This is a genomic window from Vreelandella andesensis (assembly GCF_003989795.1).
Classification (GTDB): domain Bacteria; phylum Pseudomonadota; class Gammaproteobacteria; order Pseudomonadales; family Halomonadaceae; genus Vreelandella; species Vreelandella andesensis.
In genome coordinates, this window is record NZ_RZHG01000027.1 from 101,372 (window position 1) to 126,467 (window position 25,096).

20 protein-coding genes and 1 pseudogene are annotated in these 25,096 nt (G+C 49.5%); 20 read left to right on the plus strand and 1 reads right to left on the minus strand.

The genetic code is table 11. From position 1 onward, the window contains the following. Nucleotides 1-907: 907 nt before the first annotated feature. A complete protein-coding gene (locus ELY33_RS14645) occupies nucleotides 908-1,411 on the plus strand; it encodes a transposase (RefSeq protein ID WP_126948646.1) in 504 nt (167 codons plus the stop codon). A gap of 162 nt (nucleotides 1,412-1,573) precedes the next feature. Then, nucleotides 1,574-1,918: a hypothetical protein gene (locus ELY33_RS17900; protein WP_167470099.1), complete on the plus strand. Its 345-nt coding sequence runs from the start codon at nucleotides 1,574-1,576 to the stop codon at nucleotides 1,916-1,918. A gap of 153 nt (nucleotides 1,919-2,071) precedes the next feature. Here the strand turns inward: ELY33_RS17900 and ELY33_RS18410 are convergent. Continuing rightward, nucleotides 2,072-2,176 (minus strand): annotated as a pseudogene (locus ELY33_RS18410) (IS110 family transposase); the annotation flags it as partial. Nucleotides 2,177-2,918: 742 nt separating this feature from the next. Between ELY33_RS18410 and ELY33_RS14660 the strand changes: the two are divergent. The 18 genes from ELY33_RS14660 to ELY33_RS14745 all read left to right on the plus strand — a co-directional run bounded on the left by ELY33_RS14660 (nucleotide 2,919) and on the right by ELY33_RS14745 (nucleotide 25,079). Further along, the gene (locus ELY33_RS14660; RefSeq protein ID WP_126948648.1) at nucleotides 2,919-3,344 is read left to right on the plus strand and encodes a DVU3141 family protein; all 426 of its coding nucleotides are present in this window, start codon (nucleotides 2,919-2,921) and stop codon (nucleotides 3,342-3,344) included. After that, nucleotides 3,344-5,068 (plus strand): polysaccharide biosynthesis/export family protein, encoded by a 1,725-nt coding sequence (locus ELY33_RS14665; RefSeq protein ID WP_126948649.1) that lies wholly within the window; start codon nucleotides 3,344-3,346, stop codon nucleotides 5,066-5,068. Before ELY33_RS14660 ends, ELY33_RS14665 begins: the two co-directional genes overlap by 1 nt. A gap of 84 nt (nucleotides 5,069-5,152) precedes the next feature. Beyond that, on the plus strand, nucleotides 5,153-5,962 hold the full coding sequence (locus ELY33_RS14670) for an ABC transporter permease (RefSeq protein ID WP_126948650.1): 810 nt from the start codon (nucleotides 5,153-5,155) through the stop codon (nucleotides 5,960-5,962). 3 nt (nucleotides 5,963-5,965) lie between these two features. Next, the gene (locus ELY33_RS14675; protein WP_126948651.1) at nucleotides 5,966-7,060 is read left to right on the plus strand and encodes a KpsE/RkpR family capsule polysaccharide export protein; all 1,095 of its coding nucleotides are present in this window, start codon (nucleotides 5,966-5,968) and stop codon (nucleotides 7,058-7,060) included. Nucleotides 7,061-7,151: 91 nt separating this feature from the next. Next, entirely contained in the window at nucleotides 7,152-7,337 is a 186-nt protein-coding gene (locus ELY33_RS14680) for a DUF2283 domain-containing protein (RefSeq protein ID WP_279629883.1), read from the plus strand. 259 nt (nucleotides 7,338-7,596) lie between these two features. Continuing rightward, a complete protein-coding gene (locus tag ELY33_RS14685) occupies nucleotides 7,597-8,478 on the plus strand; it encodes an ABC transporter ATP-binding protein (protein ID WP_126948652.1) in 882 nt (293 codons plus the stop codon). A gap of 36 nt (nucleotides 8,479-8,514) precedes the next feature. Next, on the plus strand, nucleotides 8,515-9,666 hold the full coding sequence (gene rfbB / locus ELY33_RS14690; RefSeq protein ID WP_126948653.1) for a dTDP-glucose 4,6-dehydratase: 1,152 nt from the start codon (nucleotides 8,515-8,517) through the stop codon (nucleotides 9,664-9,666). 189 nt (nucleotides 9,667-9,855) lie between these two features. Then, nucleotides 9,856-10,749 carry a dTDP-4-dehydrorhamnose reductase gene (gene rfbD, locus ELY33_RS14695; protein ID WP_126948654.1) on the plus strand — a complete coding sequence of 298 codons (894 nt, stop codon included), beginning with the start codon at nucleotides 9,856-9,858 and terminating at the stop codon, nucleotides 10,747-10,749. A 126-nt stretch (nucleotides 10,750-10,875) separates the two neighbouring features. After that, nucleotides 10,876-11,766: a glucose-1-phosphate thymidylyltransferase RfbA gene (rfbA, locus tag ELY33_RS14700; protein WP_126948655.1), complete on the plus strand. Its 891-nt coding sequence runs from the start codon at nucleotides 10,876-10,878 to the stop codon at nucleotides 11,764-11,766. A 165-nt stretch (nucleotides 11,767-11,931) separates the two neighbouring features. After that, nucleotides 11,932-12,480, plus strand: a complete 549-nt coding sequence (gene rfbC / locus ELY33_RS14705; protein WP_126948656.1) for a dTDP-4-dehydrorhamnose 3,5-epimerase — start codon at nucleotides 11,932-11,934, stop codon at nucleotides 12,478-12,480. Nucleotides 12,481-12,521: 41 nt separating this feature from the next. Then, on the plus strand, nucleotides 12,522-14,096 hold the full coding sequence (locus tag ELY33_RS14710; protein WP_126948657.1) for a coiled-coil domain-containing protein: 1,575 nt from the start codon (nucleotides 12,522-12,524) through the stop codon (nucleotides 14,094-14,096). Beyond that, nucleotides 14,093-15,622, plus strand: coding sequence for a hypothetical protein (locus tag ELY33_RS14715; protein ID WP_126948658.1), 1,530 nt, complete (start codon nucleotides 14,093-14,095; stop codon nucleotides 15,620-15,622). Before ELY33_RS14710 ends, ELY33_RS14715 begins: the two co-directional genes overlap by 4 nt. A 79-nt stretch (nucleotides 15,623-15,701) precedes the next feature. Beyond that, nucleotides 15,702-15,992: a hypothetical protein gene (locus ELY33_RS14720; protein WP_126948659.1), complete on the plus strand. Its 291-nt coding sequence runs from the start codon at nucleotides 15,702-15,704 to the stop codon at nucleotides 15,990-15,992. A gap of 102 nt (nucleotides 15,993-16,094) precedes the next feature. Beyond that, nucleotides 16,095-17,210, plus strand: a complete 1,116-nt coding sequence (gene wecB / locus ELY33_RS14725) for a non-hydrolyzing UDP-N-acetylglucosamine 2-epimerase (protein WP_126948660.1) — start codon at nucleotides 16,095-16,097, stop codon at nucleotides 17,208-17,210. Nucleotides 17,211-17,347: 137 nt separating this feature from the next. Next, nucleotides 17,348-18,628, plus strand: a complete 1,281-nt coding sequence (wecC, locus tag ELY33_RS14730) for a UDP-N-acetyl-D-mannosamine dehydrogenase (protein WP_126948661.1) — start codon at nucleotides 17,348-17,350, stop codon at nucleotides 18,626-18,628. 106 nt (nucleotides 18,629-18,734) lie between these two features. Beyond that, nucleotides 18,735-22,697 (plus strand): glycosyltransferase, encoded by a 3,963-nt coding sequence (locus ELY33_RS14735; RefSeq protein WP_126948662.1) that lies wholly within the window; start codon nucleotides 18,735-18,737, stop codon nucleotides 22,695-22,697. Next, on the plus strand, nucleotides 22,690-23,475 hold the full coding sequence (locus ELY33_RS14740; RefSeq protein ID WP_126948663.1) for a hypothetical protein: 786 nt from the start codon (nucleotides 22,690-22,692) through the stop codon (nucleotides 23,473-23,475). Before ELY33_RS14735 ends, ELY33_RS14740 begins: the two co-directional genes overlap by 8 nt. Before the next feature lie 2 nt (nucleotides 23,476-23,477). After that, nucleotides 23,478-25,079, plus strand: a complete 1,602-nt coding sequence (locus tag ELY33_RS14745) for an aldolase catalytic domain-containing protein (RefSeq protein WP_126948664.1) — start codon at nucleotides 23,478-23,480, stop codon at nucleotides 25,077-25,079. Nucleotides 25,080-25,096: the final 17 nt, after the last annotated feature.

The window sequence follows — 25,096 nt, forward strand, 5'->3', positions numbered from 1 at the left end:
CACCCATATAGCGGGCATGCGAATGCCATTTCCCCAATGCTAAGCATCAGAAAAGTGGCGTTATAAATTAAAATCAGTAAGGTAAGCCCAGCACGGGAAGCCAAATTTAGTTAGGCAGTGGTGCTAAAGCGTTAATGATGAACAAGAGAGTCAATGCTACCTAAAACTCACCGCAACCACTCTCAGCCACAGCAATAGCTGACGTAACCCGCAGTCTGAGTAAGCATGCAGTAATGATGGGCAGTTAATGTTCATTTTTAGGAGTAGAAATGTGTTGAGGCCAGAGGCGTCCAAGAAATTTGGACGTGACTCCCATCGTATAGGCACATTTATGTTGGGGGACTCAATTCACCCGATTTTTTAAAATGCCGAGTGAGAGCCGGTTAGAAAAGTGGGACATAATAGTAATCCGCACTTGGGTAGAATGCTGGTGTTCTCAATCAGCTGTTTAGCAATCAAGAACGTTAGCTAGCCTTTATGCTAACTCAGAATAAAGTACCAAGCCAAGTGTTTTTGTCCTGCAAATCTAAGCGTACATCGTGAAAAGCTCAGCGCGTTGTGATCCTGCCCAGTAACAGTGGGCACCCACTGTTCCACGCTTTACTAATCGATGCTTACCCAACAGCGCGTAAAGCATCGCCCACTCGAGGGTGTCGCGAAGGGCCCTGATATATCATGCTAGTTGTACGCTAACCGCTTTGAGCAAGCCAATGGGTAAGAATAAAAGCCAGTACTGCTTTCAGAAAGCCAATTTACGTTGTTTGACGCGCCTGCTGCCGGGCAGCTGGAGCGTTAGCCAACGCCTGTTGCCTGTCAAACGGGGCGCCGTTTCCTGCGAGGTGACCCGGCGGCCCTCTTTATCGGCAACCGTTCAGTTAAAGCGCACCTTAAGCAGCTTGGCATCCAAATGCCGTTTGCTGTCGCCGACATTCTAGATGCTCAGGACTGGCAATCTTTCGAAGCTCAGTATGCATCGACAGGCCGAGCACTCTATGCTCCGCGCTCCATGATGGGATTAATTCTCCATGGGGTGATGCAAGGCATTTCTTCTTTGCGAGGTATAGAACACCTGGCGCGTGTTGATGTGGCTTGCATGTGGGTCACCGGCGGCATTACCCCGGATCATGCCAATATCGGGCGTTTTATCGCGCGTCATGAACATCAACTGACGCACGGCTTCTTTGAAGCCGTTACCCGCACGGTTCTACATCGCATGGGGTCAAAGAGTGATCGGTTGGCGGGAGATGGCACGGTGATTGAGGCCGCCTGTTCGCATTACCGGCACCTCAAAGCAGAAGCGGTAAATGCCTGGGTGCAACAGGCAGAGCAGGAGGTTGAAAAAGCCGTTACCCATAACAACGCGCCTGCAGAGCAGGCAGCCCATAAGCTGGAACAAGCCCACCATTGCTAGAAAGTACTCCATGAACGTCAGCAAGCTCGTCGGAAATGGGGAAAATCAGAGGAAAGCTTAAAAGTAAGCTCGACCGAGCCCAAGGCTGCCATACAGAAGCAAAAGCGAGGGCGTAGGTTTGCAGCGGCCTACACGCCTTCGGTTCTTGCCAATGAACACCGTGTGATTATCGCTTATGTCGTTGATGTCATGTCTGAGACACGCGTAATGCCGACCTTACTTAATCAAAGTGACTGTGTGGTACCTAGCCAACAGCGTCAGCTGTTATTGGATACGGGATATTTTACCGATAGCGTCATCCATCAGGCACTGGCACGCGATATCGATTTATTGTGTTCTCCAAAGAAAAGTACGATGGGCGCACCTTATCATAAAAAACAATTTCACTACGATGAACAAGCCGATGTTTACCATTGCCCTGCAGGGGAACGTCTTCACCGTATCAGCCATATCCAAAAGTCAGAGCATTCCCGCGAGGCTTCACCACACGCGTTTTGCGATGAATAACTGTTGGTGGCACAAGCAAGGCTTCCGTGGTGTACGCTTTTATATGGATCGGTGGTTTGTGAACACTTGACCAACCGCCGTGGTACGTATGTGGAGTCCTCCTCGTTAGCAAGCATGGGGCACGATCGGCGTTAGGTACGACTGCACATGTATGACGTAGGGTTTGACGAACTGTGCGGCGATCAGTTTGACGTGATAACCGCGTGCCTGCAGCTCACACGCCCAGTGGTGGGCGGAGGCACACGCCTCCATGCCGATCACGCCGATCACGGTCCCCGTGGGGGGGCGCTTGACGATGGCATCAAGCCATTTGTCGCGCTTGTACTTACCGCGCCACTCGACCTGGTCATGACAATAGACGCCGTGAACATGAAAGACGGATTTAGCAATATCGACGCCACCGCGTGAAATGCTCATGGGGTGCTCTCCTCAGCTGGTGACCTCACCCTCTCAGTATGGCGCATGGCGACGACTTGGGTGAAAAGGGCTCCATCCCATTGGATCCATACGCCAGGTGGTGTATGCGGACGGGGGCTAGCTCCCCGCCGACACGGTCGAGTTCGATCAATTGCTACCGCGAGAGTGTTGCTCCTGGGCATCTTTATCAATTTTGGCCTGTCCCAAGCGTTCCTGACTCATAGCAGCGGCGTGATAATGTATGCTTTTTTACTAGTTTCGTTTTGGGGTATCTATGCAAATCTTACGAGGGTAGGAGTTAATGCTAATGGTTAAAATTAATTGTTAAATCATTGATCCCGTGCTGAAAAAAGTAAGCTTTCACAAGGCTATCTCTCTTTATGTTCGTCAATGTTAATGTAGCAAAATTTAATAAATAGATTGTATAGGGTTTGTCAACGTAGAGCCTTACCATTTAATCCCTTACAATGGCATCGCTTCAATAGTACAGGTTAACCATTTTTTAAATCCGCACAGCGTAGGGCAAGGGAATGCGTCCGTTATAATCCCTGGGCGGTAGCGTGCCTTTTTACTGGAAATTATCATGTCAAATACTCAATTTTCTCTAACGCGGTCAGCTCGCATGCTGTTGTCCGCGTTAAGCGTTGCCGTAGTAAGCGGCTGTGCTACCTACCCCAATAGCACACAGCAACAAGCCCAATACGTGTTGAATACCGACTCAGCCAAATTGCTGAGTGACGACAACCTCAACGGCTTTTTATCCCAAGCACCCGCCGGTGCCGTTATTAATCTTGCGCGTAGCCCATGGGGCGATAACGTTGAAGTCATTGCTGATGCCCCTTATCTAGCGGCGAGCGGCAGAGAATGCCGGCAGCTGCGGGTAGTAGAAGCAGGAAGTGGCGCTGCCCGCACCGCACTCACCTGCGAAACTCCTAACGGCTGGGTTAATCAGCGGGTGCTGAGTCAAAGCACCTCCGTTACATCCACTGCAGCACAAGGGCGCTACTAATGAACGCTATTCGTCTTCTTAAACGGCTTTCGTTTAAACGCCCCCTAGCCGTTGTATCTTTTATTGTGGTCAGTAGTGCCATGAGTAGTGCGGGTTGGGCGCAAAGCATTAGCTTGCCTAATACTATTTTGCCAGAAGAGCAGGCCCGCGAGCAGCAAGAACAGGTAGATGACACGCCCCGTGCAGATTGGCGTAGCGGTACTTACGGGCCCGTCAGCGCACAGCCGCAAAATCCTAATGCGCTACCGCCTTTCGGTGCCAATCTTTTTAGCGGTGGTTTTCGTGGTGCGATGGGCGATGGCTTGAACGCTAGCTACCAAGTAAAACCCGGCGATCAAATTACCGTTCGTGTCTGGGGCGCATTTGAGTTTGAAAAAGTGCTGCCCGTGGATGCCCAAGGCAATATCTTTATACCTGGTTCTGGCCCGTTAAATGTAGAAGGCCAAAACAGCCAGCAAGTAGAAAGCAGTGTACGCGGTGCCATTATGTCGGTGTATCCAGAAAACGTACAGGTCTACACCAACGTACAGGGCGTTCAACCCGTTGCCGTTTTCGTGACGGGCTATGTTGAAAATCCTGGCCGCTTCGCAGGCACGCCAAACGATTCAGTGCTCTATTTTCTTGATCAAGCTGGCGGCATCGACCAAGACTTGGGCAGCTATCGACAAATTCGCGTAATGCGTAACGACCGCACTGTTGTAACCGTCGATCTCTACGACTTTCTTATCAATGGCTCTATTGCCCGCCCGCAGTTTCAAGACGGCGATACCATTGTGGTTGAAGAACGTGGTCCCGCGATTGCAGTGGGTGGCGATGTCCACCGTGAACATCGTTATGAATTACTGGGAAACCAGTTAAGTGGTGCTGAACTCGTTAACCTAGCGCGGTTGAGAAGCGGAGTTTCCCATGTGCTTCTGCGCGGTAACCGGGAAGATGGGCCCATTGCACAATACTTCCCGATTGATATGTTCTATGGTCAGACCATTCGCAGCGGCGATGACGTGTTGTTCAGCGCAGACAAGCGCAGCGAAACCATCGTGGTTGAAATAGAAGGGAGCTACTATGGGCCTTCACGTTACGCGCTACCTCGCGATGCTCGCTTAAGTGAACTACTAGATGCTATCCCAGTGCCGGAAAACATGACCGCGGTACAAAGTATTTCGCTGCAGCGTGAAAGTGTTAGGCAGCAACAAAAGCAGTCGATGGAAGATAGCTTGCGTCGTTTAGAAACGACGTACTTAAGCGCCGAATCCAGAACTAACGAAGAAGCGCAAATTCGTGCCCAAGAAGCCGAACTGATTCAAAACTTTATTGAGCGCGCCCGCGAGCTAGAGCCCAGCGGCCGTTTGGTGGTTGCCTACAACGACCGCATTTCTGATATTCGTTTGCAAGATGGCGATGTCATCACTATTCCTGAATTAAGCGATTCCATGCTTATCAGCGGTGAAGTGCTAGTGCCCCAGGCAGCGGTGTTCCGTCCGGGTATGAACGTGATTGACTACATCGAAAGTGCCGGTGGCTTTACTAACCGCGCTGATGAAAATCATATCCTAGTGGTTCGTCAGAATGGTGCGGTAGAAAACGCCCGCAACGTCAATCTGCGCCCAGGTGATGAAATTCTTGTCATGCCCGCCGCACCTACCCACAACCTACAGCTAGCCTCTACGCTGACGCAGATCCTATTCCAAATCGCCGTCGCCACCCGCGTCGCAGTTGATTTGTAAATAGTGAAGTGTGAGGTGTGAGGGGTAATACCACTGACACCTCACAACTCACGCCTCACATCTCACTTATTTAAAAGTAGAGCTATGGCAAATGTAAAAAGCGCGCCGAAGGGCGCCCGCACGCCTTGGCAAGTTACCCGCAGCGTTTGGTACGCCATGTTCGTGCGCGAGGCACTCTCGCGCACGATGGGTGACCGCATGGGCTGGTTCTGGATGATATTTGAACCCGTCGCCTTCGTAGGAATTATGATTGCGGTTCGCAGCTTTATTCGCGGTGATCGATTTATCGCAAATGCTGACTTTATACCTTGGCTAATCGCGGGTTTATTAGGGTTTACCCTAGTACGTGAAGGCATGATGCGCGGAATGGGGGCAATTGATGGTAACAAGGCTCTCTTTGCTTACCGGCAAGTGCAACCGATTGACCCAGTATTAGTGCGTAATTTTCTGGAAGGTGCGCTACGTAGTTTGGTATTTCTGATCTTTATTGGTGGCGGACTAATGCTGGGTTTGGATATGTACCCAGATAACGGCATCCGTGCAATTGCCGCCTGGTTATCACTCTGGAGCCTAGGCCTAGGGGCTGGATTAGTTACTTCAGTGGCAGCAACATTAGTTCCTGAAATAGGCGTAATCATTCGCATGATTTCGCTGCCCTTATTAATTGTTTCTGGCGTTATTTTACCGCTCAATAGCCTGCCTCACTGGCTGCTGGAATACCTAATGTGGAACCCGATCCCTCATGGGTTAGAAACACTTCGTTTGGGCTTTTTTGAAAACTATCAGGTGGTTCACGGCACCAGCATGCTTTATATGTGGTTGTTCACTTTCACGTTAATTTCGCTAGGGCTACTGATGCACCTGCGCTTTGTTGATAAGTTAAAGGCAAAATAATTCATGCAAGTTTCCTTACGTCGATTTGTAAAAACTTCTCCCCATTGGGCGTTAGCATTTGTCGCTATTGTGCTGGTGTCCTTTTATTGGTTTGTATGGGCAGAAGAGCGCTATGTGTCCCGGGCCACGGTGGTGCTAGAGAGTCCTCAGGTAGCCACGCCGGAATTCAGCTTATCCTCACTAATGGGCGGTGGCGGAAATACAGCTGATCTTCTATTGCTGCGTGAGCATTTGCTGTCTGTTGATATGCTGCGTTTACTAGATGAACAGCTCAATATTCGCCAGCACTACAATGAACACGGCGATATTTTTGCCAAATTACGCGATCCCAACGTGCCCATTGAAGACCTGCACAAATACTATCTGCGCCGGGTAGAAGTAGAGCTAGATGAGTATGCCGGCGTGCTGAATATTCACGTTCAAGGCTACACGCCCGAATTTGCCCGAGATATGGCAGCATTGCTGCTAAGTGCGGGTGAAAACCACATGAATGAAATGGGCCATCGCTTAGCAGAAGAGCAAGTGCGCTTTTTAGAACAGCAGATGATTCGTTTGGAAGATCGCTTCCGTGACACACGAACAGAGTTGCTCGATTTTCAAAACGAATACGGCTTAGTATCACCCACCTCAACGGTTGAAAGTATTAACCAGGTAGTCGCGACGCTAGAAGGCGACCTAGCCCGCCTGCAAGCGCAACGTAATGCCTTAGCAAGTTTCCAAAGCTCACAATCAGCTGAACTACGACAAGTGGAGCGCAGCATCACCGCGCTGCGCGACCAAATCGTTGAACAGCGTGACCGTTTAGCACAAGCAACCGGTAACTCGTTAAACCGCGTATCGGCTGAATATGAAACGCTGGAGCTTCAAGCCCAGTTTGCCCAAGAAACCTACTCAAGTGCGTTAGCGGCATTGGAAAACACCCGATTAGAAGCCGCCCGGCAGCTTAAGCAGGTTAGCGTGTTGCAAAGCCCGTTATTTCCTGAGTACCCAACTGAGCCAAACCGGCTCTACAACAGCAGCGTGTTCGCCATTATCACAATCTTCCTAGCCTTCATCCTCAGCATGATCATCATGATCGTGAAGGATCACAGGGATTGAGGGGTAAGGTGAAAGTTGGCTGCCAGAAATATAAAAGACGATGAGTTAATTGAGTTGATAGAGAGCGGCAAGGTTAGAAATAATAATTCGAATTACTTACGATGAGGCAGATGACATTTTAGTACTTCATTTGTCGGAAAAATCTACTGTTAAAGAAGTGTCTCAAGACTGGAATACGCACATTAGCTATGCAGAGGACGGGACGATTACTGAAATCGTTATTTTAGATGCCTTTAGGCAGGGAGCTTGGCCGTTGTTAAAAAGTCAGGCCGCTTAAAGGCTAACGCTAAATGCGTCCCGTCGCGGGTGCGCTTCGCTTACCACGTGCTATAACACCAATAAGTGCAAACGCTGGCCCCGCACCATCCTCCTCGTCCACGGTGAACAAACCGCCAAACACGCACTCAAAACTGAAGTAGAAGCGCTTTATCAGCGTAAAGGTAAAAAAGTGAGGTGTGAATAGTGATTGGTGAGGCGTTTTACTTTCACCCCTCACAGCGAAGCACTCACACTTCACCCCTCACAAAGCAAATCAAATGATTGAAATCAAACACCTCTATAAGCGCTACCACAATCATCATGGTAGTAATTGGGTATTAAAAGACGTCAATTTCACCATTCCTATGGGCGTTAGTGTGGGCTTGATAGGCGCGAATGGTGCTGGTAAATCGACTCTTCTGCGTCTTATTGCTGGAATGGACACCCCAGAACGCGGTGAAGTCATTCGTCACAGCCGTGTTTCCTGGCCAGTGGGACTTTCTGGTGGCATGCAGGGGAACATGACGGGCCGACAGAACGTTAAATTCGTGGCCCGCGTGCAAGGCAGTGACCCCGATGAAGTTAAACGGGTGATTAAATTTGTAGAAGAATTCGCAGAGATTGGCCCAGCCTTTGATGAGCCAATTCGCACATACTCATCGGGTATGAAGTCACGTATTTCGTTTGGTTTATCGCTTGCGTTTGATTTTGATGTTTATATCTCCGATGAAGCCACCGCCGTTGGTGACAGGGCATTCAAAGCCAAAGCAAAAGCATTATTTGAATCGAAGACAGGTCAAGCCTCTCTGATAATGGTGTCTCACTCGGAAGGCATTTTGAAAGATCTCTGCCAGGCAGGGGTTTATCTCAAAAAAGGCAATGTTTTTTGGTACGACGATATTAACGATGCTATTGCTGCCTATCACTCCGATGTCGATCAAAAGAAACGCCATGCCGATTTACCAAGCGATGTGGTTGGTGCTCGAAAATATCTCCAAGCCTGCCACGCTGATTTAAAAGCCGCGCAAGAAGCACTAACCGATGCCAAAGAGCAAGCAGACCAAAAGGCACTCGCTGCAGCGAAAAAGGCGGTTCAAGAAGCCAGTAAAAGAGCCAAAGAAGCGCGGGCAAATTTAGAGTTACGACAAAGCGAGCGCTAGTGACAGCGTCATTGAGGCCGTTAATGAGATGCAAGTATGCGTGAAACGTTTTTAATTACCGGCGGCGCAGGCTTTATTGGCTCGGCAGTTATTCGTGAATTAATCCAACACACCAGCCACCGTGTTGTGAATGTCGATAAACTCACTTATGCAGGCAACTTAGAATCGCTGGTAAGCGTGGCTGATAATGAGCGCTACACCTTCGTGCAAGCAGATATTTGTGACGCACTCACCATGCAACAACTATTTGAACACCACCAGCCCGATGTGGTGATGCACCTAGCTGCAGAAAGCCATGTAGACCGCTCCATCGACGGCCCCGCTGAGTTTATTCATACCAATGTGGTAGGCACCGCCGTGTTGCTAGAAACTGCCCGTGCTTATTGGAAGAGTTTGCAGCAACAAGATACCGCTAAATCAGAAGCGTTTCGTTTTCATCATATCAGTACGGATGAAGTGTATGGCGATCTCGAAGGCGCCGACGATCTCTTTACCGAAACCACGGCTTACGCGCCCAGTTCGCCTTATTCAGCAAGCAAGGCCAGTTCAGACCACTTGGTTCGCGCTTGGCAGCGCACCTACGGCCTGCCCACGCTGGTCACTAACTGTTCAAATAACTACGGGCCTTATCACTTTCCGGAAAAGCTAATTCCGTTGATGATCCTCAACGCCCTGGCTGGAAAGCCGTTACCGGTCTACGGCAACGGTCAGCAAATCCGCGACTGGCTATATGTAGAAGATCACGCCCGTGCGCTCATTAAAGTAGCCAGTGAAGGTGAAATAGGCGAGACCTACAATATTGGCGGCCATAACGAACAAACGAATTTGCACGTAGTAGAAACCATCTGTGAGATTTTGGATGAGCTAATGCCAAGTGGTATGAGAGGAGTTAGGAGTGAGAGATTAGGAGTGATGAGCAACCCCTCACCCCTCACAAGCCCGCAGGGCGCTCACCCCTCGCTAGCGCGGCGCTCTTACAAAGAACTCATCACCTTCGTCACCGACCGCCCCGGCCACGATATACGCTACGCCATCGATGCCAACAAAATAGAACGCGAACTCGGCTGGACGCCAGAAGAAACCTTCGAAACGGGCCTACGTAAAACCGTACAGTGGTACCTCGCCAACGAAACCTGGTGGAAACGGGTACAAGACGGCAGCTACCAGCGGCTGGGTACGAATACGTAGCGCGGCGTAAGCGTCAGCGCACCCGCGGGTGCATCGCGAAGCGGTGCTGTTTTGGCACCATCGGCCTTATGGGGCGGCTTCGCCGCCGTTGCAGGTGCCTCGGTTTTGCTCGTACCTCAAGACCTCGTTGCACCGCACTACGATGTGCCACCCTCGGTGTTGTAACGCATGCCAAAACAAGGCTTTACCATGAATATTCTTATCACCGGTGGCAATGGCCAAGTGGGCTTTGAACTCCAGCGCCAGTTTGCTCCCTTAGGCACTATCCTGGCCCCAACCCGCCACGAACTCGACCTAACCAGCGCCGAAGCCATTGATGCTTATCTTCAACAACACCAGCCCAGCTTACTACTTAATGCAGCGGCGTATACCGCCGTTGATAACGCAGAGAGCGAGCCAGAACAGGCGAAACGCTTAAACGCCGAGCTGCCCGCGCAATTAGCGGAATATGCCGCGAAGCAGGACATCCCGTTGGTTCATTACTCAACGGATTACGTTTACCCAGGCAACGGTGAAACCCCTTGGCAGGAAGACAGCCCGACAGGCCCGCTAAGCGTTTATGGACAAACAAAACTAGAAGGGGATGAATCGGTTGTTAAAAGCGGAGCCAGCTACCTGATTTTTCGCACCAGCTGGGTGTACGCCGCTCGTGGCAACAACTTCATGAAAACCATGCTGCGCCTAGGCCGTGAACGTGACGCCCTGAACATCGTTAACGATCAAATCGGCGCGCCCACCCCAGCACGCCTAATCGCTCAAATCACTGCCTTGTCTTGTACCATTCACCATTCACCATTCACCATTCACATCCCCCCGGGCATCTACCACCTAGCCCCCAATGGTGAAACCAGCTGGCACGGTTTCGCTAGTGAGATTTTTAACCAAGCCCGAAAAGCAGGGCAGCCACTGGCGATTACGCCTGAAAAAACCGCAGGCATCCTTACGTCAGAGTACCCAACACCCGCCCAACGCCCGCTGAATTCGCGCATGGCACTGGGCAAGCTAGAAAACGCACTTGGCATCACCCTGCCAACGTGGCAAAGCCAGCTAGCCCTTACACTTATAGAACATTTAGAAAGTTAAAATAAACCGAATTAGCCACAGACCACACGGACGGCACGGACAAAAGCACAAGATTTTTGTTTTTGTCTTTTTCCGTGTTTTCAGTGAGTGTCCGTGGCTAATAGTTAAACGATTAAAGAGACCCCAATGAGTCGAAGTGCACCAAGAAAAGGCATCATCTTGGCTGGTGGCTCGGGCACGCGGTTACACCCCATTACCCGTGGCGTATCCAAACAGCTCCTGCCGATTTACGACAAGCCGATGATCTATTACCCGATCTCGGTGCTTATGCTGGCAGGCATTCGCGATATTTTAATTATTTCAACGCCGGAAGATCTGCCCCAGTACCAAAACCTACTGGGCTCCGGCGAAGACTTTGGCATTCGCCTGCAATACGCCGAGCAGCCTAGCCCTGATGGCTTAGCCCAAGCGTTTATTATCGGTGAAGAATTCATCGGTGACAGCCCAGTTTGCTTAGTATTAGGCGACAACATTTTCCACGGCCAACACTTTTCCGATCAGCTAAAACGCGCCAGTTCGCACACCTCGGGCGCAACGGTATTTGGTTATCTCGTTAAAGACCCCGAGCGCTTCGGCGTGGTGGAATTTGATGAGCAGGGCCACGCGATCTCCATCGAAGAAAAGCCGAGAAAGCCCAAGTCAGCTTATGCCGTTACCGGTTTATATTTCTACGATAATGATGTTGTTGAAATCGCCAAAAACGTAACCCCTTCAGAGCGTGGCGAGCTAGAAATTACCAGTGTGAACAACGCCTACTTAAAGCGAGACGATTTACGCGTAGAGCGCCTTGGCCGCGGGTTCGCTTGGCTGGATACCGGCACCCACGACAGCCTGTTAGAAGCCAGCCAATACGTCCAAACGATTGAACACCGGCAAGGCCTTAAAATCGCCTGCCTGGAAGAAATCGCCTGGCAGCAGCAGTGGATCAGCGACGAACACCTAACCGAACTCGCCAAACCACTCGCCAAAACGCAATATGGCCAATACTTACAGCGTCTTGTGGCAATCAAACGATAATTTTTTTGCCACGGACTACACGGACAGTACGGACAAAAACAAAAGATTCTTTTTGGTTTTGGTTTTGGTTTTGGTTTTGGTTTTGGTTTTGGTTTTTGCCCTTGTCCGTTTTTTTTCAGTGAGTGTCCGTGGCCAAAAAAACTGGCAATGGCTTAAGGATGTAAAATGCAATACGAAAAACTCGCCATTCCCGATGTGGTGTTGTTAACCCCGCAAGTCTTCGGTGATGAGCGAGGTTTCTTCATGGAAACCTTTCGCCAACGTGAATTCGAAGCCCACTGCGGGCACCACACCTTTGTGCAGGATAACCACAGCAAATCCGCCCATGGTATTTTGCGGGGGTTGCATTACCAGCACCAACAGCCCCAGGGCAAGTTAGTACGGGTTACCCAAGGGGAAGTATTCGATGTGGCAGTTGATATGCGCGCAAGCTCGCCAACCTTCGGCCAATGGGTAGGCGCAACGCTAAGCGAACACAACAAACAACTGCTATGGGTGCCGCCAGGCTTTGCCCATGGCTTCTATGTCACCAGTGACGAAGCCGAATTTCAGTACAAATGCACCGATTACTACGCCCCGGGGGATGAAGTATCGCTGCGTTGGGATGACCCCACCCTGAATATTCAATGGCCCTTGGTAAACAATCACCCCCCGACACTTTCAGCCAAAGATACACAAGGCCTAAGTTTGCCAAGCGCCCCGCGTTTTAATTAAAATTAATGATTGCAAAAGAAGAGAATGGAGCTGCTCTCACCATGTCCTTAGTCGTGTACGTAGGAATAGATAAATTCAAGGCCGAATCAGGCGCCCACGTGCGCGAGCAAAATGCAACTGAACTAACGTTAAGCGATATCGTGAAGGGGCTGCCCAACACGGATGAAGCCAATGCCGCTGAAGGCCATCCGGTTGTGCTTGATACGTTTAGTGAAGAAGCGTTAACGGCACTTAAGAACTGGTTAAAAGAAAAGGCAGCGCGTAAGTGCATCATCGCGTGGCCACAGCCTAATGCATGGCTAGCGGCTAGCCTGGCAAGCGGGGTAAAAGGCGAAGACGCGCTTAATGATTGGGTGGCGCAAGCCAAACGCTTACTGGCACTGTTTCGCTCAGCGCGCCGCCAAGTAACGCTGGCAGGCTATTTGCCTGGTTGCGAATTAACAGTGGTGAAAGCACCCGTGTTAGAGCGTGCTGAAAATGCGATTTATCAGCTAGCCGCGGCTTACTTGAGCAGCCAATTTCACGCATTAAAAGAGACCCATGCCTATCTGGTAGCCAGCAGCCAAGAGTGTTCGGTTGAGGAAAACCGTGAGATAGCGGTGACCCAAGCGGCACTAAGCGAATATCACGCTCGCCGAGCAGAAAGTGAAAAAGGGCAGCGCAACGGGCGAGCACTACAAGAGGCAGAAGCCGCTCAGGAACGCCAGCAGCAGCATATTGCCCGCCTGAAAGGTGAATTGAGCAGGGCTCACGATGAGCATGCACTGGTATTACAACAACTTCAAAGCGCGCAGCAGATTGTGTCTGAACGAACAAATGAGCTGAACGCACAGCGCGAACAAGCCAAGCAAGATACCCAACGCCTGCAAGAGTTGGAGCAGCAGCTTCAAACGCTGAAAAAAGAAAACGAAGCACTCAAGCAAGCATTTGAAACCCGGCGCAAAGAGACTGAGATTGACAAGCAAACTCTGGTCACCGTGCAGAAAGAGAATGCGCAGTTGCTGAGTACATTGCAACAGGTTCAGCAGGCATTTGAATCACTAAGTACTGAACATCAAGCACTATCCGAACAGGTATCTACGGAATATCCGCAAAACCAACAAGAGCTTGTGAAAAGCGCTTCAGATCAAGTGTATCTCCGTCAGCAGTTAGAGAAACGCCAGTCAGAGCTCAATGTGCTGCGCACGGAAAGTGAACAGCGCATACACCGCCTGGAACGTTTGGTGCAGTGGCTACGGGTGCATGCCCAGCGCCATGCATCAACGGCATATCGCGAAAGCCGCAGTTACAAAAAGGCATTGCCCAAACAGGTAGCCATGCTGGAAGCCAGCCCACTCTTTGATACCGAGTGGTACTGCAAGCAATACCCCGATGTGGCTCAGGCCAATATCAAACCCGCCGAGCATTTCATCAAGTTTGGTGCTATTGATGGCCGCCACCCAGGGCCGCTGTTTAGTACTGATTTTTACCTTACCCACTATGAGGATGTCGCCGCTTCTGGCCAGCATCCTTTACTGCATTACCTTCGCTATGGGAAAGATGAAAATCGCGAGATACATCCACCCCAATACCAATTGTCAGCGCTGCAAACAATAGCGAAAGGGGCGAAAGCATGAGCCAGAAGGTTGACCTGCTAGTACACATTGGCCCACTTCGTGAAGAAAGCGAAACGCTGCTCAAACATGTGAACCACGTGACACTGGTGGCAGCGCTTTCTTCATTGCCAGAGCGGCAACAGACGTTAGCGAAAACCTTGCCGGCGTTGCACCTTGCGGAACAGCCGGTAACGCCGCCGGGTGGCGAGGCCGTGTGCTATGCCTATACGCTGAAAGACTTCAACAGCTTGGCCCCCGCCAGTGAGCTAACCAGCCTCTATCCAGGGCTTGGCAATGCTCGCCAACAATCAGTGGATACCCAAACGCTGCCGCAGGCGCTGGCACAGGCTGGCCTTAGCCAAGCAACGCTCACTCATTTAATTATCGAACAACCGGAAATCGCTCTAAGCTTGTTGCAAGCGTTTAACCATGCCGGTTTGCTAAATCAGTTAACCCATTTATGGGTGCGTACCAGCCCGTTGCGCCTGTATGAAGGAATGGCGACCACCGATGAGCTAACACAATGGTGCGAGCAGCATGGCTTTGAAGTGGCGGCTCAGGAAGCAGAAGACCCAGATTTTTTCTTGCTGGGGTTTGCTCGCAACCCCCTTTATACCCAACTAAAAGATGCCCAGTCTCAACTAGCGGAAGCTCAGCAGCAGATAACTGAAAAAGACGCCACGATCAGCCAGTTCAGTCAACAGCTAGCTACGTTACAGCAAAGTAACGAACGTTTTGGGCAGCTAGAAAGCAAGCTGGAATCACTGTTTGGCGAACAGCGCAGCTATATTCAGCAAACGACCAGCGCGCTTGGCCAGCACGTTACCCGTAGCGCCCGCCAGCAGCGTGATGAACAGGCGCTGACACACTATCTGCAATATGGGCAGCGCCCTGTGAGTACCCAGCTTGCGCCGGGTTACGCCATGGCGTTGCTAGAACACTATGATACCCACCGTCATGATGTGGTAGTGATTTTCGGTAGTGGGAACACGACAGAGTTACTTGCCCAGAGCATTATCAATGCACGGGCCGAACAGCCACGGCTTATTAAGCAAAACGGCCAGCATCAGGAAGCTCATCATGAAGTGACGCTTTCCCACGATGATTTGCCGCAAACCATTGTCAGCCTTCAGCATCAGAAAACGGCCAGTGATGAGCTCAAAGAACGGTTAAATAACAAACGCCTTAGTCACGCGGTGAATGTGGTTTACGCCCCGTGGTGGGAGTGCCAAGCCAATGATCAAACAGCACTGTTTTACGCAGCAGACACAACGCTGCAACGCTTAAACCAATGGTTACCTGAAGATGCCCGCGTATTGGTCATCGTTGGAGAAACACTGCCAGAAGCAGGCCACAGCCGAGAAGTGGCACTGCCGCAGTTATTAAAGCAACTACCTACCCAGCGGCTAGATATCGTGCTGGAAGGTAACAGCTACCCTCAGGAGAGCGAGCTAACCACCTGTTGGAATACGCTACTCGAAACCCGTCAACGTCCCTCCCAGTGGCTAATCCTGCCCAATGCACACAGCCTGAGAATCGAAGGCTAGTTAAAAATAAATGGAAAGGAGCTAGGCCTGCGCCCCTCATGCCTTACTCCGCACACCTCATAAACTACGAGCCAATCCCATGGAAAAAGATCTCGTCAAACGCGCGCACGACGCCTTCAATCAAGGCGACTACCAACACGCGATAACACTGTATCAACAGGCGGCCTTTCAATACGGGCAACATCTTTTTGATATAAACATTAGTATTTGTGAACAGCGGTTGCAGAAGCCTAATCAAGTTATCAAAAGTGCACCTAAAAGCGCTGATGCTGTTCCCGTTGCTCAGCAACTGGTAGAAACCCAAGAGCTATTGGAACATTACTACCGACGCTGTCAGGAACTGGAATACAGACTGCAAGGCGCAAGCTAGGCGTGGCACAAGTAGTAAAAGTGGCAAGCTAAAACGCCATAGAGCTGTTAAGGCATGTCACTTAGTCCAACATTGGATCAAAAATTGAAAAGAAGGTAGGGAATGAAAGTACTCACAGTATTCGGTACACGCCCAGAAGCTATTAAGATGGCACCGCTTGCACTGCAGCTAACCATGGATAAACGTTTTGACGCTCGTGTTTGCGTCACTGCCCAGCACCGTGAAATGCTGGATCAAGTGCTTGCCCTATTCGAACTGACGCCTGACTATGACCTGGACATCATGAAGCCAGGGCAGGATCTTAATGACGTTACCTGCGGTATTCTTCAAGGCCTTAAGCCAGTACTAGAAGACTTCAAACCTGATATCGTTCTCGTGCATGGCGACACCGCCACCACATTTGCAACGACCCTGGCGTGTTACTACCAGCAGATTCCCGTCGGGCATGTTGAAGCAGGCCTGCGTACCGGCAACCTTTATTCTCCATGGCCGGAAGAGGGCAACCGTAAGCTTACCGGCGCGCTGGCAGCGGTTCACTTTGCGCCCACAGCCACCTCGCAACAAAACTTGCTTAATGAAGGCATTGACCCAGGGACTATTCACGTAACGGGCAATACCGTCATTGATGCGCTGCTGGAAGTGGCTAACAAGCTGGAAACTAATCAGGCGCTAGCCGCTGAACAAACAGAGCGGTTCCCGATGCTGGATGAAAGCAAACGCCTAATTCTAGTTACCGGCCACCGCCGAGAAAGCTTTGGCGGCGGGTTTGAGCGTATTTGCCAAGCCCTAGCCGATACCGCAGAGCGTCATCCGGATACGCAAATTCTCTACCCCGTACATCTCAACCCCAACGTACGCGAGCCGGTTAACCGCTTGTTAGCCACTGTCGATAATGTTCACTTGATTGAACCGCAGGACTATCTGCCGTTTGTTTACCTGATGAACCGGGCTCACATTATCCTCACGGACTCTGGTGGCATTCAGGAAGAAGCGCCTTCGCTAGGCAAACCCGTACTGGTTATGCGTGATACCACCGAACGCCCGGAAGCGGTTGAAGCAGGGACCGTTAAATTGGTAGGAACCGATGCAGCGACCATTACCAGCGAGCTAACCCGGCTATTAACCGATAACGACGCCTACACCGCCATGAGCTACGCCCACAACCCCTACGGCGACGGCAACGCCTGCCAACGTATCCGCGATATCTTAGCTAACTAAGCGTTTGGCGGCGGCCTTCTTTTGCCACGGAATCCACGGAAAACACGGAAAAAAATGATCATGTATTTTGTTTTTGACCTTTTCCGTGCTTTCAGTGAGTGTCCGTGGCCCAGTAATCAATTAATTAGAGAAAGCAAATGACCTTCGACACTATTTCCATGATCGGCTTGGGCTATATCGGCCTACCGACCGCTGCTGTTTTCGCTTCCCGCAAGCAAAATGTTATCGGTGTAGATGTTAATCAACACGCTGTTGATACGATTAATAACGGTGAAATTCACATTGTTGAACCAGAGCTGGACATGATTGTTCACGCGGCAGTGAAAGAGGGGTATCTGCGTGCGACGACGACGCCAGAGCCTGCCGATGCGTTTCTGGTTGCGGTTCCCACACCGTTCCATACCGATGAAAACGGCCAGAATCACAAAGCAGATTTAAGCTATATCGAAGCCGCCAGTAAAGCAGTGGCCAAGGTACTTAAGCCTGGCAACCTAGTGGTGCTGGAATCTACTAGCCCTGTGGGCGCTACTGAGCAAATGGCTGCGTGGTTGGCTGAAGCCCGCCCGGATCTAACTTTCCCCCAAACTCACGGTGAAGCATCAGATATTCGCATTGCCCACTGCCCGGAACGCGTATTGCCCGGTCACGTTATTCGTGAGCTGGTTGAAAATGACCGCGTGATTGGCGGTATGACGCCTAAGTGCGCAGAGGTGGCCAGTGCGCTTTATAAAATCGTGGTAGAAGGTGACTGTGTAACCACCACCGCCCGCACCGCTGAAATGGCCAAGCTCACTGAAAATAGCTTCCGTGATGTGAATATTGCCTTCGCTAATGAGCTTTCCACTATCTGTCATGAGTTAGACATTAATGTATGGGAACTGATTGCCCTGGCCAACCGTCACCCACGCGTTAATATCCTTTCCCCGGGCGCCGGTGTTGGCGGCCACTGTATCGCCGTAGACCCCTGGTTCATTGTCGATTCCTGCCCCGAACAAGCGAAAATCATTCGCGCTGCACGTGAAGTAAATGACGACAAGCCCCAATGGGTATTGAGCCGCGTGAAAGAAGCGCTAGATTACTACCACCAGCAAAACCCAAGTGCCACGCGCAGTGACTTAACTGTGGCTTGCCTGGGCATTGCCTTCAAACCGGATATTGATGACCTACGCGAGAGCCCTGCCTTGGGCATTGCACAGCAAGTGCAGCAGCTAGGCTGCCACCTGCAAGTAGTAGAACCCAATATCAAAACGCTACCGAAAACACTGCAAGGTGAAAACACCACGCTGGCCACGCTGGAAGAAGCACTTACCCTAGCGGATGTGGTGTGTGTTCTCGTCAAGCACAAGTCGTTTATCGTTAGTGCTGAAAAAGTACGTGCCAAAGAAAGCGTGATCGATGCAGTAGGCCTATTAGGTTAAAAGGTAAACGCTCCGAGCATGTAAATGATAAGTAGGGGGAGCTAAAACCTCACTACTCAACATCTCGCTATTCACTATTCACCACCTATTACTCACGGCCAGATACATGGATGACTTGTTACACCACGCCCAACAGCTTGCGAGCCAAGCTCAAAAACCCATTGCCCAGCCGATAGAAGGGCGTGTCGCTTATGTAGTGAGTCATGCCAATGCGAACGATGGTTACTCAATACGCACACATGGCATAGCCAGGGCACTTAACCAATGTGGGCTTGAGGCACTCTGCTTTGTCGGGCCTTACTGCCCAAGAGAGTTAGCAAAGACTTCTCCAGAGTCATCATATGAAGAAGTAAGGTATATTCACAGCCGTTGGCCACATAGCGCTGTGCGCAATAACGAAAATGCTGAACTCGATGCCAGTGTTGACTATTTTTTAACGCTATTCAGTGTCTTTCGACCCAGCGCAGTGTTGGCAGAAACTAGCTGGTTAATTGGCCTACCAGCTTGGATTGCTGCTAAACGACTAGGGTTACCATTTTATAGTGAGGTGAGAGGATTTAGGGATTTGATTCGTGATAAAGCCGAGCCGATCCATAGTGAACTTTTTGAGCTTAAGCAAGTAGCTGATCGTGAAACGTTCCTAACTAAACAATCTCAGAGAGTTTTTACGCTTAACCAGCTAATGAAAAACGAGTTGATTAAGCGAGGAATAAAGGCAGACAGTATTGCATTAGTGCCTAATGGAGTGAGTCAACTACCAGCTATCAAAACGGTAAGCCCAACGCTTAAAAAAAGGCTGGGTATTGGTGAAGGCGAAAAAGTAATTGGATATATCGGTAGCTTCAGCCCCTATGAAGGTCTGGATGTGCTGCTACAAGCCTGCACCGAGCTGGTGCAAAAGGGCGAAAAACTCAAGCTGCTACTGGTGGGCGATGACCAGCCCCTGACGTTAAAAAACAAGAGCGGCGCTTCAGCTGCCGACATAGCCGACACCGGCCTGACGGATACCCCTCCCTGGCTGATTCAGGTCGGTCGCGTGCCCCATGAGCAGGTCGCGGGCTACTACGCGCTGCTGGATGCGGTGGTGATCCCCCGCAATCCCCTGGCGGTGTGCCAACTCGTGCCGCCGATGAAAGCCGCCGAGGCGTTGGCCTATGGCAAGCGGCTGGTGGTCTCCGATGTGGCGCCCCTGGCGGAATACGCCCAGACGTATGAGGGCGTAGTGACGTTCGAGGCCGGTAATGCTACAAGCCTGGCGACAGCCCTTCAGGGGTCACTGAAGCTGCCTGCGCCAAAGCCGAGTGCCAAGCTACTGTTCTCGGCGCACACCGAGCCGATGGTGAGGGCATTGAAGGGGAAGGAGAGTGGGTCTGCTACCCAGCCAATTCTTGGACAGTCGGTCCAGCTGATGGCTACAAAAAGCATTGCTAGTCTGTCTGCTGGATCAGATCCCAAAAATGCTGAGTCTCTAACTAAGCTTGCAACTAAGAGTGCCGAAGAGCTCCACGAAAAAGTTGAATGGGAAAATTACGATCTTAATGAAGGAGAGATATTATCTCTCTCTGGCGAGGTGATAGGAAAAGGTGTCAAGGGAAGAAAGTCAATTCTTTTGGTTGAAGCCAAAAGCGCTTTAGGTGAAGTGCTTGACCTTTCAAAGTATGGATATTTGTGGTCCGGTAACTTCAGTCATTGGTTTAAGTACTTGTATCCCAATGAGACCACGGGGAATTTTTTTGAATTTAAGAATGATGACGGAGAAGTAAAAATATCGATATCTTTGCTTAAGTTTGGCTGTAAAAGTGGGGAGAGAGTATTTATAAAAAATAAGAAAATAGAAAAGACAACAGCTAATGGGATTGAAGAGTCGCTGCAGCGATTTTTGATTAATCATCCATCGTTGCTGGACGTAGAATGCCTGCTTTATGCTGATATTACACTTAATGTCATTGATGGATCTTCTATATGGCTATCATCAATGGCGCAAATTTTAGCATCACAACAAAAAACCATACTTTTCATGAAAGAAGGTGTTCGGAACTTTCAGATATTTGACTCTTTGAAGTCCGTTGATAATCTAATTATTCTCCAGCCTTCTGACTTTTTAGGAGAGGGAGCCATTGCTCTGGATGTTATGCAGTCTATCCAATGCTTGCGTATTATAGATAATTATCTTCCGACTATAAAAAATGTTGTTATAAGAGGGCTGTCGGCAGCAGTAGAACTACATAGAACGAGACAGTTCAAGCATCGTTCCTTTGTATACCTGACTGATTTTTACAGCTACGAGAATAATTTGTTAACCATAACACGTGAGCAGGAACATTCTGTTAAGCAAATTTCCAGGCAAGTGCACGAGTTTTTTGTGCAAACTCCTGAAATTAAGGAAAAGCTTAAAGAGTTATCTGAATTCGACATTAAAACAACACTTATTCCGCCTCCCTTGCCGAAAATCGAATTCAGGCGCCCCAAAGCCATTGAAGGGCAGGAAGTGAATATTGTCTATGCCGGAAAAATAACCCCTGCATGGGGTGTTATTGAACTTTTTAATTGGACTGAAAGGCTTAAGGAAAAAGGATTCGATATAAAGCTTACGGTAATTGCAAATAAAATATCAGCTCCCGGTAATAATGTGAAAGAGTTTAGAAATTTAATTCAAAAAAGATTCAAAGAGTTAAGTGTCTGTCATATACCAGGATTGCCAAGAGAAGAGGTGTTAGAGCACCTTGCTGCAGCTGATTTCGTATGGTGCTATAGACCCAAAGAACTCGAAGAATCTGTTCTTGAGCTTTCAACTAAGCTAGTTGAAGCCGTTGCTTGTGGTGCTCGAGCGATCAACTACCCTAGCTTGATCCATCAGAATTTGTTGGGGAAAGATTACCCATTTTTTGTTTCATCTGTCGATGATTTTGAAAAACTTATAATGAATTCGAAAGCTTTAGATGCTTTTGACACTTCAGTAATTGCTCAGAAAGTATTAAGTAATCACTCAATTACAGTTGCCTCAGTTAAAGTTGGTAAGGTTATTAATAGAAAGTCTTCTTTTGATGAAAAGAAAATAGTCTTCGCAGGACATGATAGAAAATTTATTGACGCGTACTATAGTTTCTTAAAGTCAAAGGGTGCCCATGTTAGGTTCGATGAATGGGAGTGGGGGAGTCCTGGAAACGAGAAAAGAAGCAAAGAGTTTCTTAGTTGGAGCGATAAAGTCTTTTGTGAATGGGGGTTGGCTAATGCAGTTTGGTACTCTACTAATAATGTTGAACAAAAACCTTTGTTCGTTAGGGTTCATCTTCAAGAGATAAATCCGAGAGCCAAAAAGTTTGGTAAAAAAATTGAGCAAAGTAATGTTACCCAATTTATCGTTGTAAGTGAGCGTGTTAGACAAGAAGCTGAAAAAATATTTGGCTGGGCTTCAAGTAAATCTGTTCATATACCAAATTTTGTTTTCGATGATGAGTTTACTATTTCGGAAAGTCGAAAAAATAGTAATAAAGGAAAGATAGTGCTTGGAATGGTTGGTATCGTCCCGCAAAGAAAACGTTTTGATAGAGCTATTGATCTTTTGCTAGCGCTAAGACAGGATGGGTACAATGCAGAGTTAGTAATCAAAGGGCCGAGACCAGAAGAATATGATTTTATGCATTCGGCTAGCCGCTCTCCTGAGCTTGAGTATTATAATAGTTGCTACGATAAAATAAATAGTGAACCCTTGGTAAAAGACAAAGTGAGTTTTGCCCCTTGGGGAAACGATATGCCGCTTTGGTATGAGGGTGTGGATTATATTCTTTCACCTAGTGACTTTGAGTCATTTCACTATGCGGTAGCAGACGGAGTACTTTCTGGATGCTATCCAGTGATTTGGCCTTGGGAAGAATCTGAGAGTATTTACTCTGAGTGTTGGAAAGTCAAAAATGCTCATGCTGCTAAAAAAATAATCGCCGCTTTTAAAAGTTTGGATTTGGAAGAAAGAAAAGATGAGCTTATGGCGAATAGGACGCTCATTTACTCTAGGTATGGATTCGATAACGTTGCTGAGAAGCTAGATGGAAGGTTGCTGCGAAATGAATAAAGCAGAAAAGTTATATAGGGAAAATATATTTAACTCTAAGCGAGTCTTGTCAAAAAATGAAGTTAGCGAAATTTGCGATGAGATTCTATCTTCAAGTGTTAGTTTAGAGGTTTTTTCTTCTACATTATCTGTTTATACATATAAGAAAATAGAGATGAGCGATGCTTCGCATCCTCATTTTATTTATTATGAGTCATGTATTCAAAAACTTTTGGATCGACTAGAGATTGACTCCGAGGCTAAATTTAAAGATAAGAACGTTCGTCAGGATGAGTTTCAGCTTGTCATATCTTTAATTACATCCAGGTGGCATTGGTTGATTTTTTCTGAGCACCCTTTGCAGTTATTATTGAGTGATCTTGAAAAAGATTTTAATATTATTTCTGCAGCCGGTTATCTTAAAGAATCCTATTCACTAAATATATTTAAGACGCTTTTGTTTTTGTCTGCAATTAATTTTGTGTGTGGCAATTATTCTCGTCAGTTAGATGTTGCTAGTAGTGGGATTGCTATATATAAGAGGATTGTGGAAAATATGGAGAGGGGGAAACTACCCAGCTCATCTCACTTTTCAGATTTGGCAAGTGCTAATAATGCTATTGAAGTTATGCTTTCAGGTGTTGAGTGGGTTAATGGTGAGAGGTTTAGGAAAGAGAGATGGAATCCATCTAGAATCATGCACGCATCATCGAGAATTAACTTGACGAAATGCCCGGGTTTTATGGATAAGGGACTGAAGATTATCAGCTCTTCCGGTTTTAATGAGGTGGGTTTATAGTTATGAATTTTTTACTTGACTGCACTTTTCGTGATGGCGGCTACTATAACGCCTGGGATTTTCATCCCGAGTTGATCCACCAGTACCTCGATGCCATGCAGGCCGCAGGAGTAGACGTAGTGGAACTGGGTTTTCGCACCTTGAAAAACCAGGGCTTCCAGGGACCCTGTGCCTTCACCACCGATGAGTTTATCCGCAGCCTGACGATTCCTTCTGGTTTGACTGTGGGCGTGATGGTCAATGGTAACGAACTGGTGAGCGAAGTTCCCCAGCAAGAGGCGCTGGAGCGCTTGTTCCCCAATGCGGCGGAAGACTCTCCCGTAGTTCTTGTGCGTATTGCCTGTCACGTGCATGAATTCGAGGAGGCGCTTCCCGCCGTGACGTGGCTGAAGGAGCGTGGCTATCAGGTCGGCTTCAACCTGATGCAGGTGGCGGATCGCACCGAAGAAGAGGTGAAGGCACTCGCCCGTCTGGCCAATGCCTACCCGATGGATTCACTCTACTTTGCTGACAGCATGGGCAGCATGAGTCCTAACCAAGCGGCGCAGATCATCCAGTGGTTCCGCAGCGAGTGGAAGGGCGCCATGGGTATCCACACCCATGATAACCTGGGTCTGGCGCTCTCCAATACCCTACGTGCGCTGGATGAAGGCGTGACCTGGGTTGATTCCACCGTCACCGGCATGGGTCGAGGGCCGGGCAATGCCCGCACCGAGGAGTTGGCCATTGAGATGGCAGAGCGCCGCGGCAAGCCAGTCAATATGGTGCCGCTGATGGTATTGCTGCGTGAGCACTTTAAGCCTATGCAGGCCCACTACGGGTGGGGTACTAACCCTTACTACTACTTAGCGGGCAAGTACGGCATTCACCCCACCTACATCCAGGAGATGCTCAGCGACTCCCGCTACAGTGAGGAAGATGTGTTGGCGGTGATTGAGCACCTGCGGGTAGAAGGGGGCAAGAAGTTCAGCCTCAACACCCTGGACGCGGCACGCCATTTCTATCGCGGTGACCCTACCGGCCAGTGGTCACCCAAAAAGCGCTTTGCTGGGCGCGACGTGCTGCTGTTGGGCACCGGCCCCGGTGTGGCTCGCCACCGCGAAGCGCTGGAGCGCTATATCCGTGATTGCAAGCCGCTAGTGCTGGCTCTCAATACCCAGAGCGCCATCGATGCCGAGCTGATCGACCTGCGGGTGGCATGTCATCCGGTGCGCTTGCTGGCGGATTGCGAGTCTCATACGCGCTTACCCCAACCGCTGATCACCCCGTACTCCATGCTGCCGACGGATGTGCGCGACTCGCTGGGAAATAAGGAGGTGCTAGATTTTGGCCTCAATGTCCAAACGGATAGCTTTGATTTTTCAGAGATGCACTGCACCACACCGACCTCGCTTGTTGTTGCTTATGCTTTGGCGGTTGCGACCAGTGGCGAAGCAAGCCGTATCCTGATGGCTGGGTTTGACGGCTACGGTGCCGATGACCCGCGAAGCCGCGAAATGCATCAGCTGCTGGAGCAATACCAGGCGGCTGAGGGAGCACTGCCGATGATCGCCATTACGCCGACCCGCTATGGGTTACATAGCGAGTCGGTCTACGCTCTCTGAGTTCGCGTGTTCCCGTC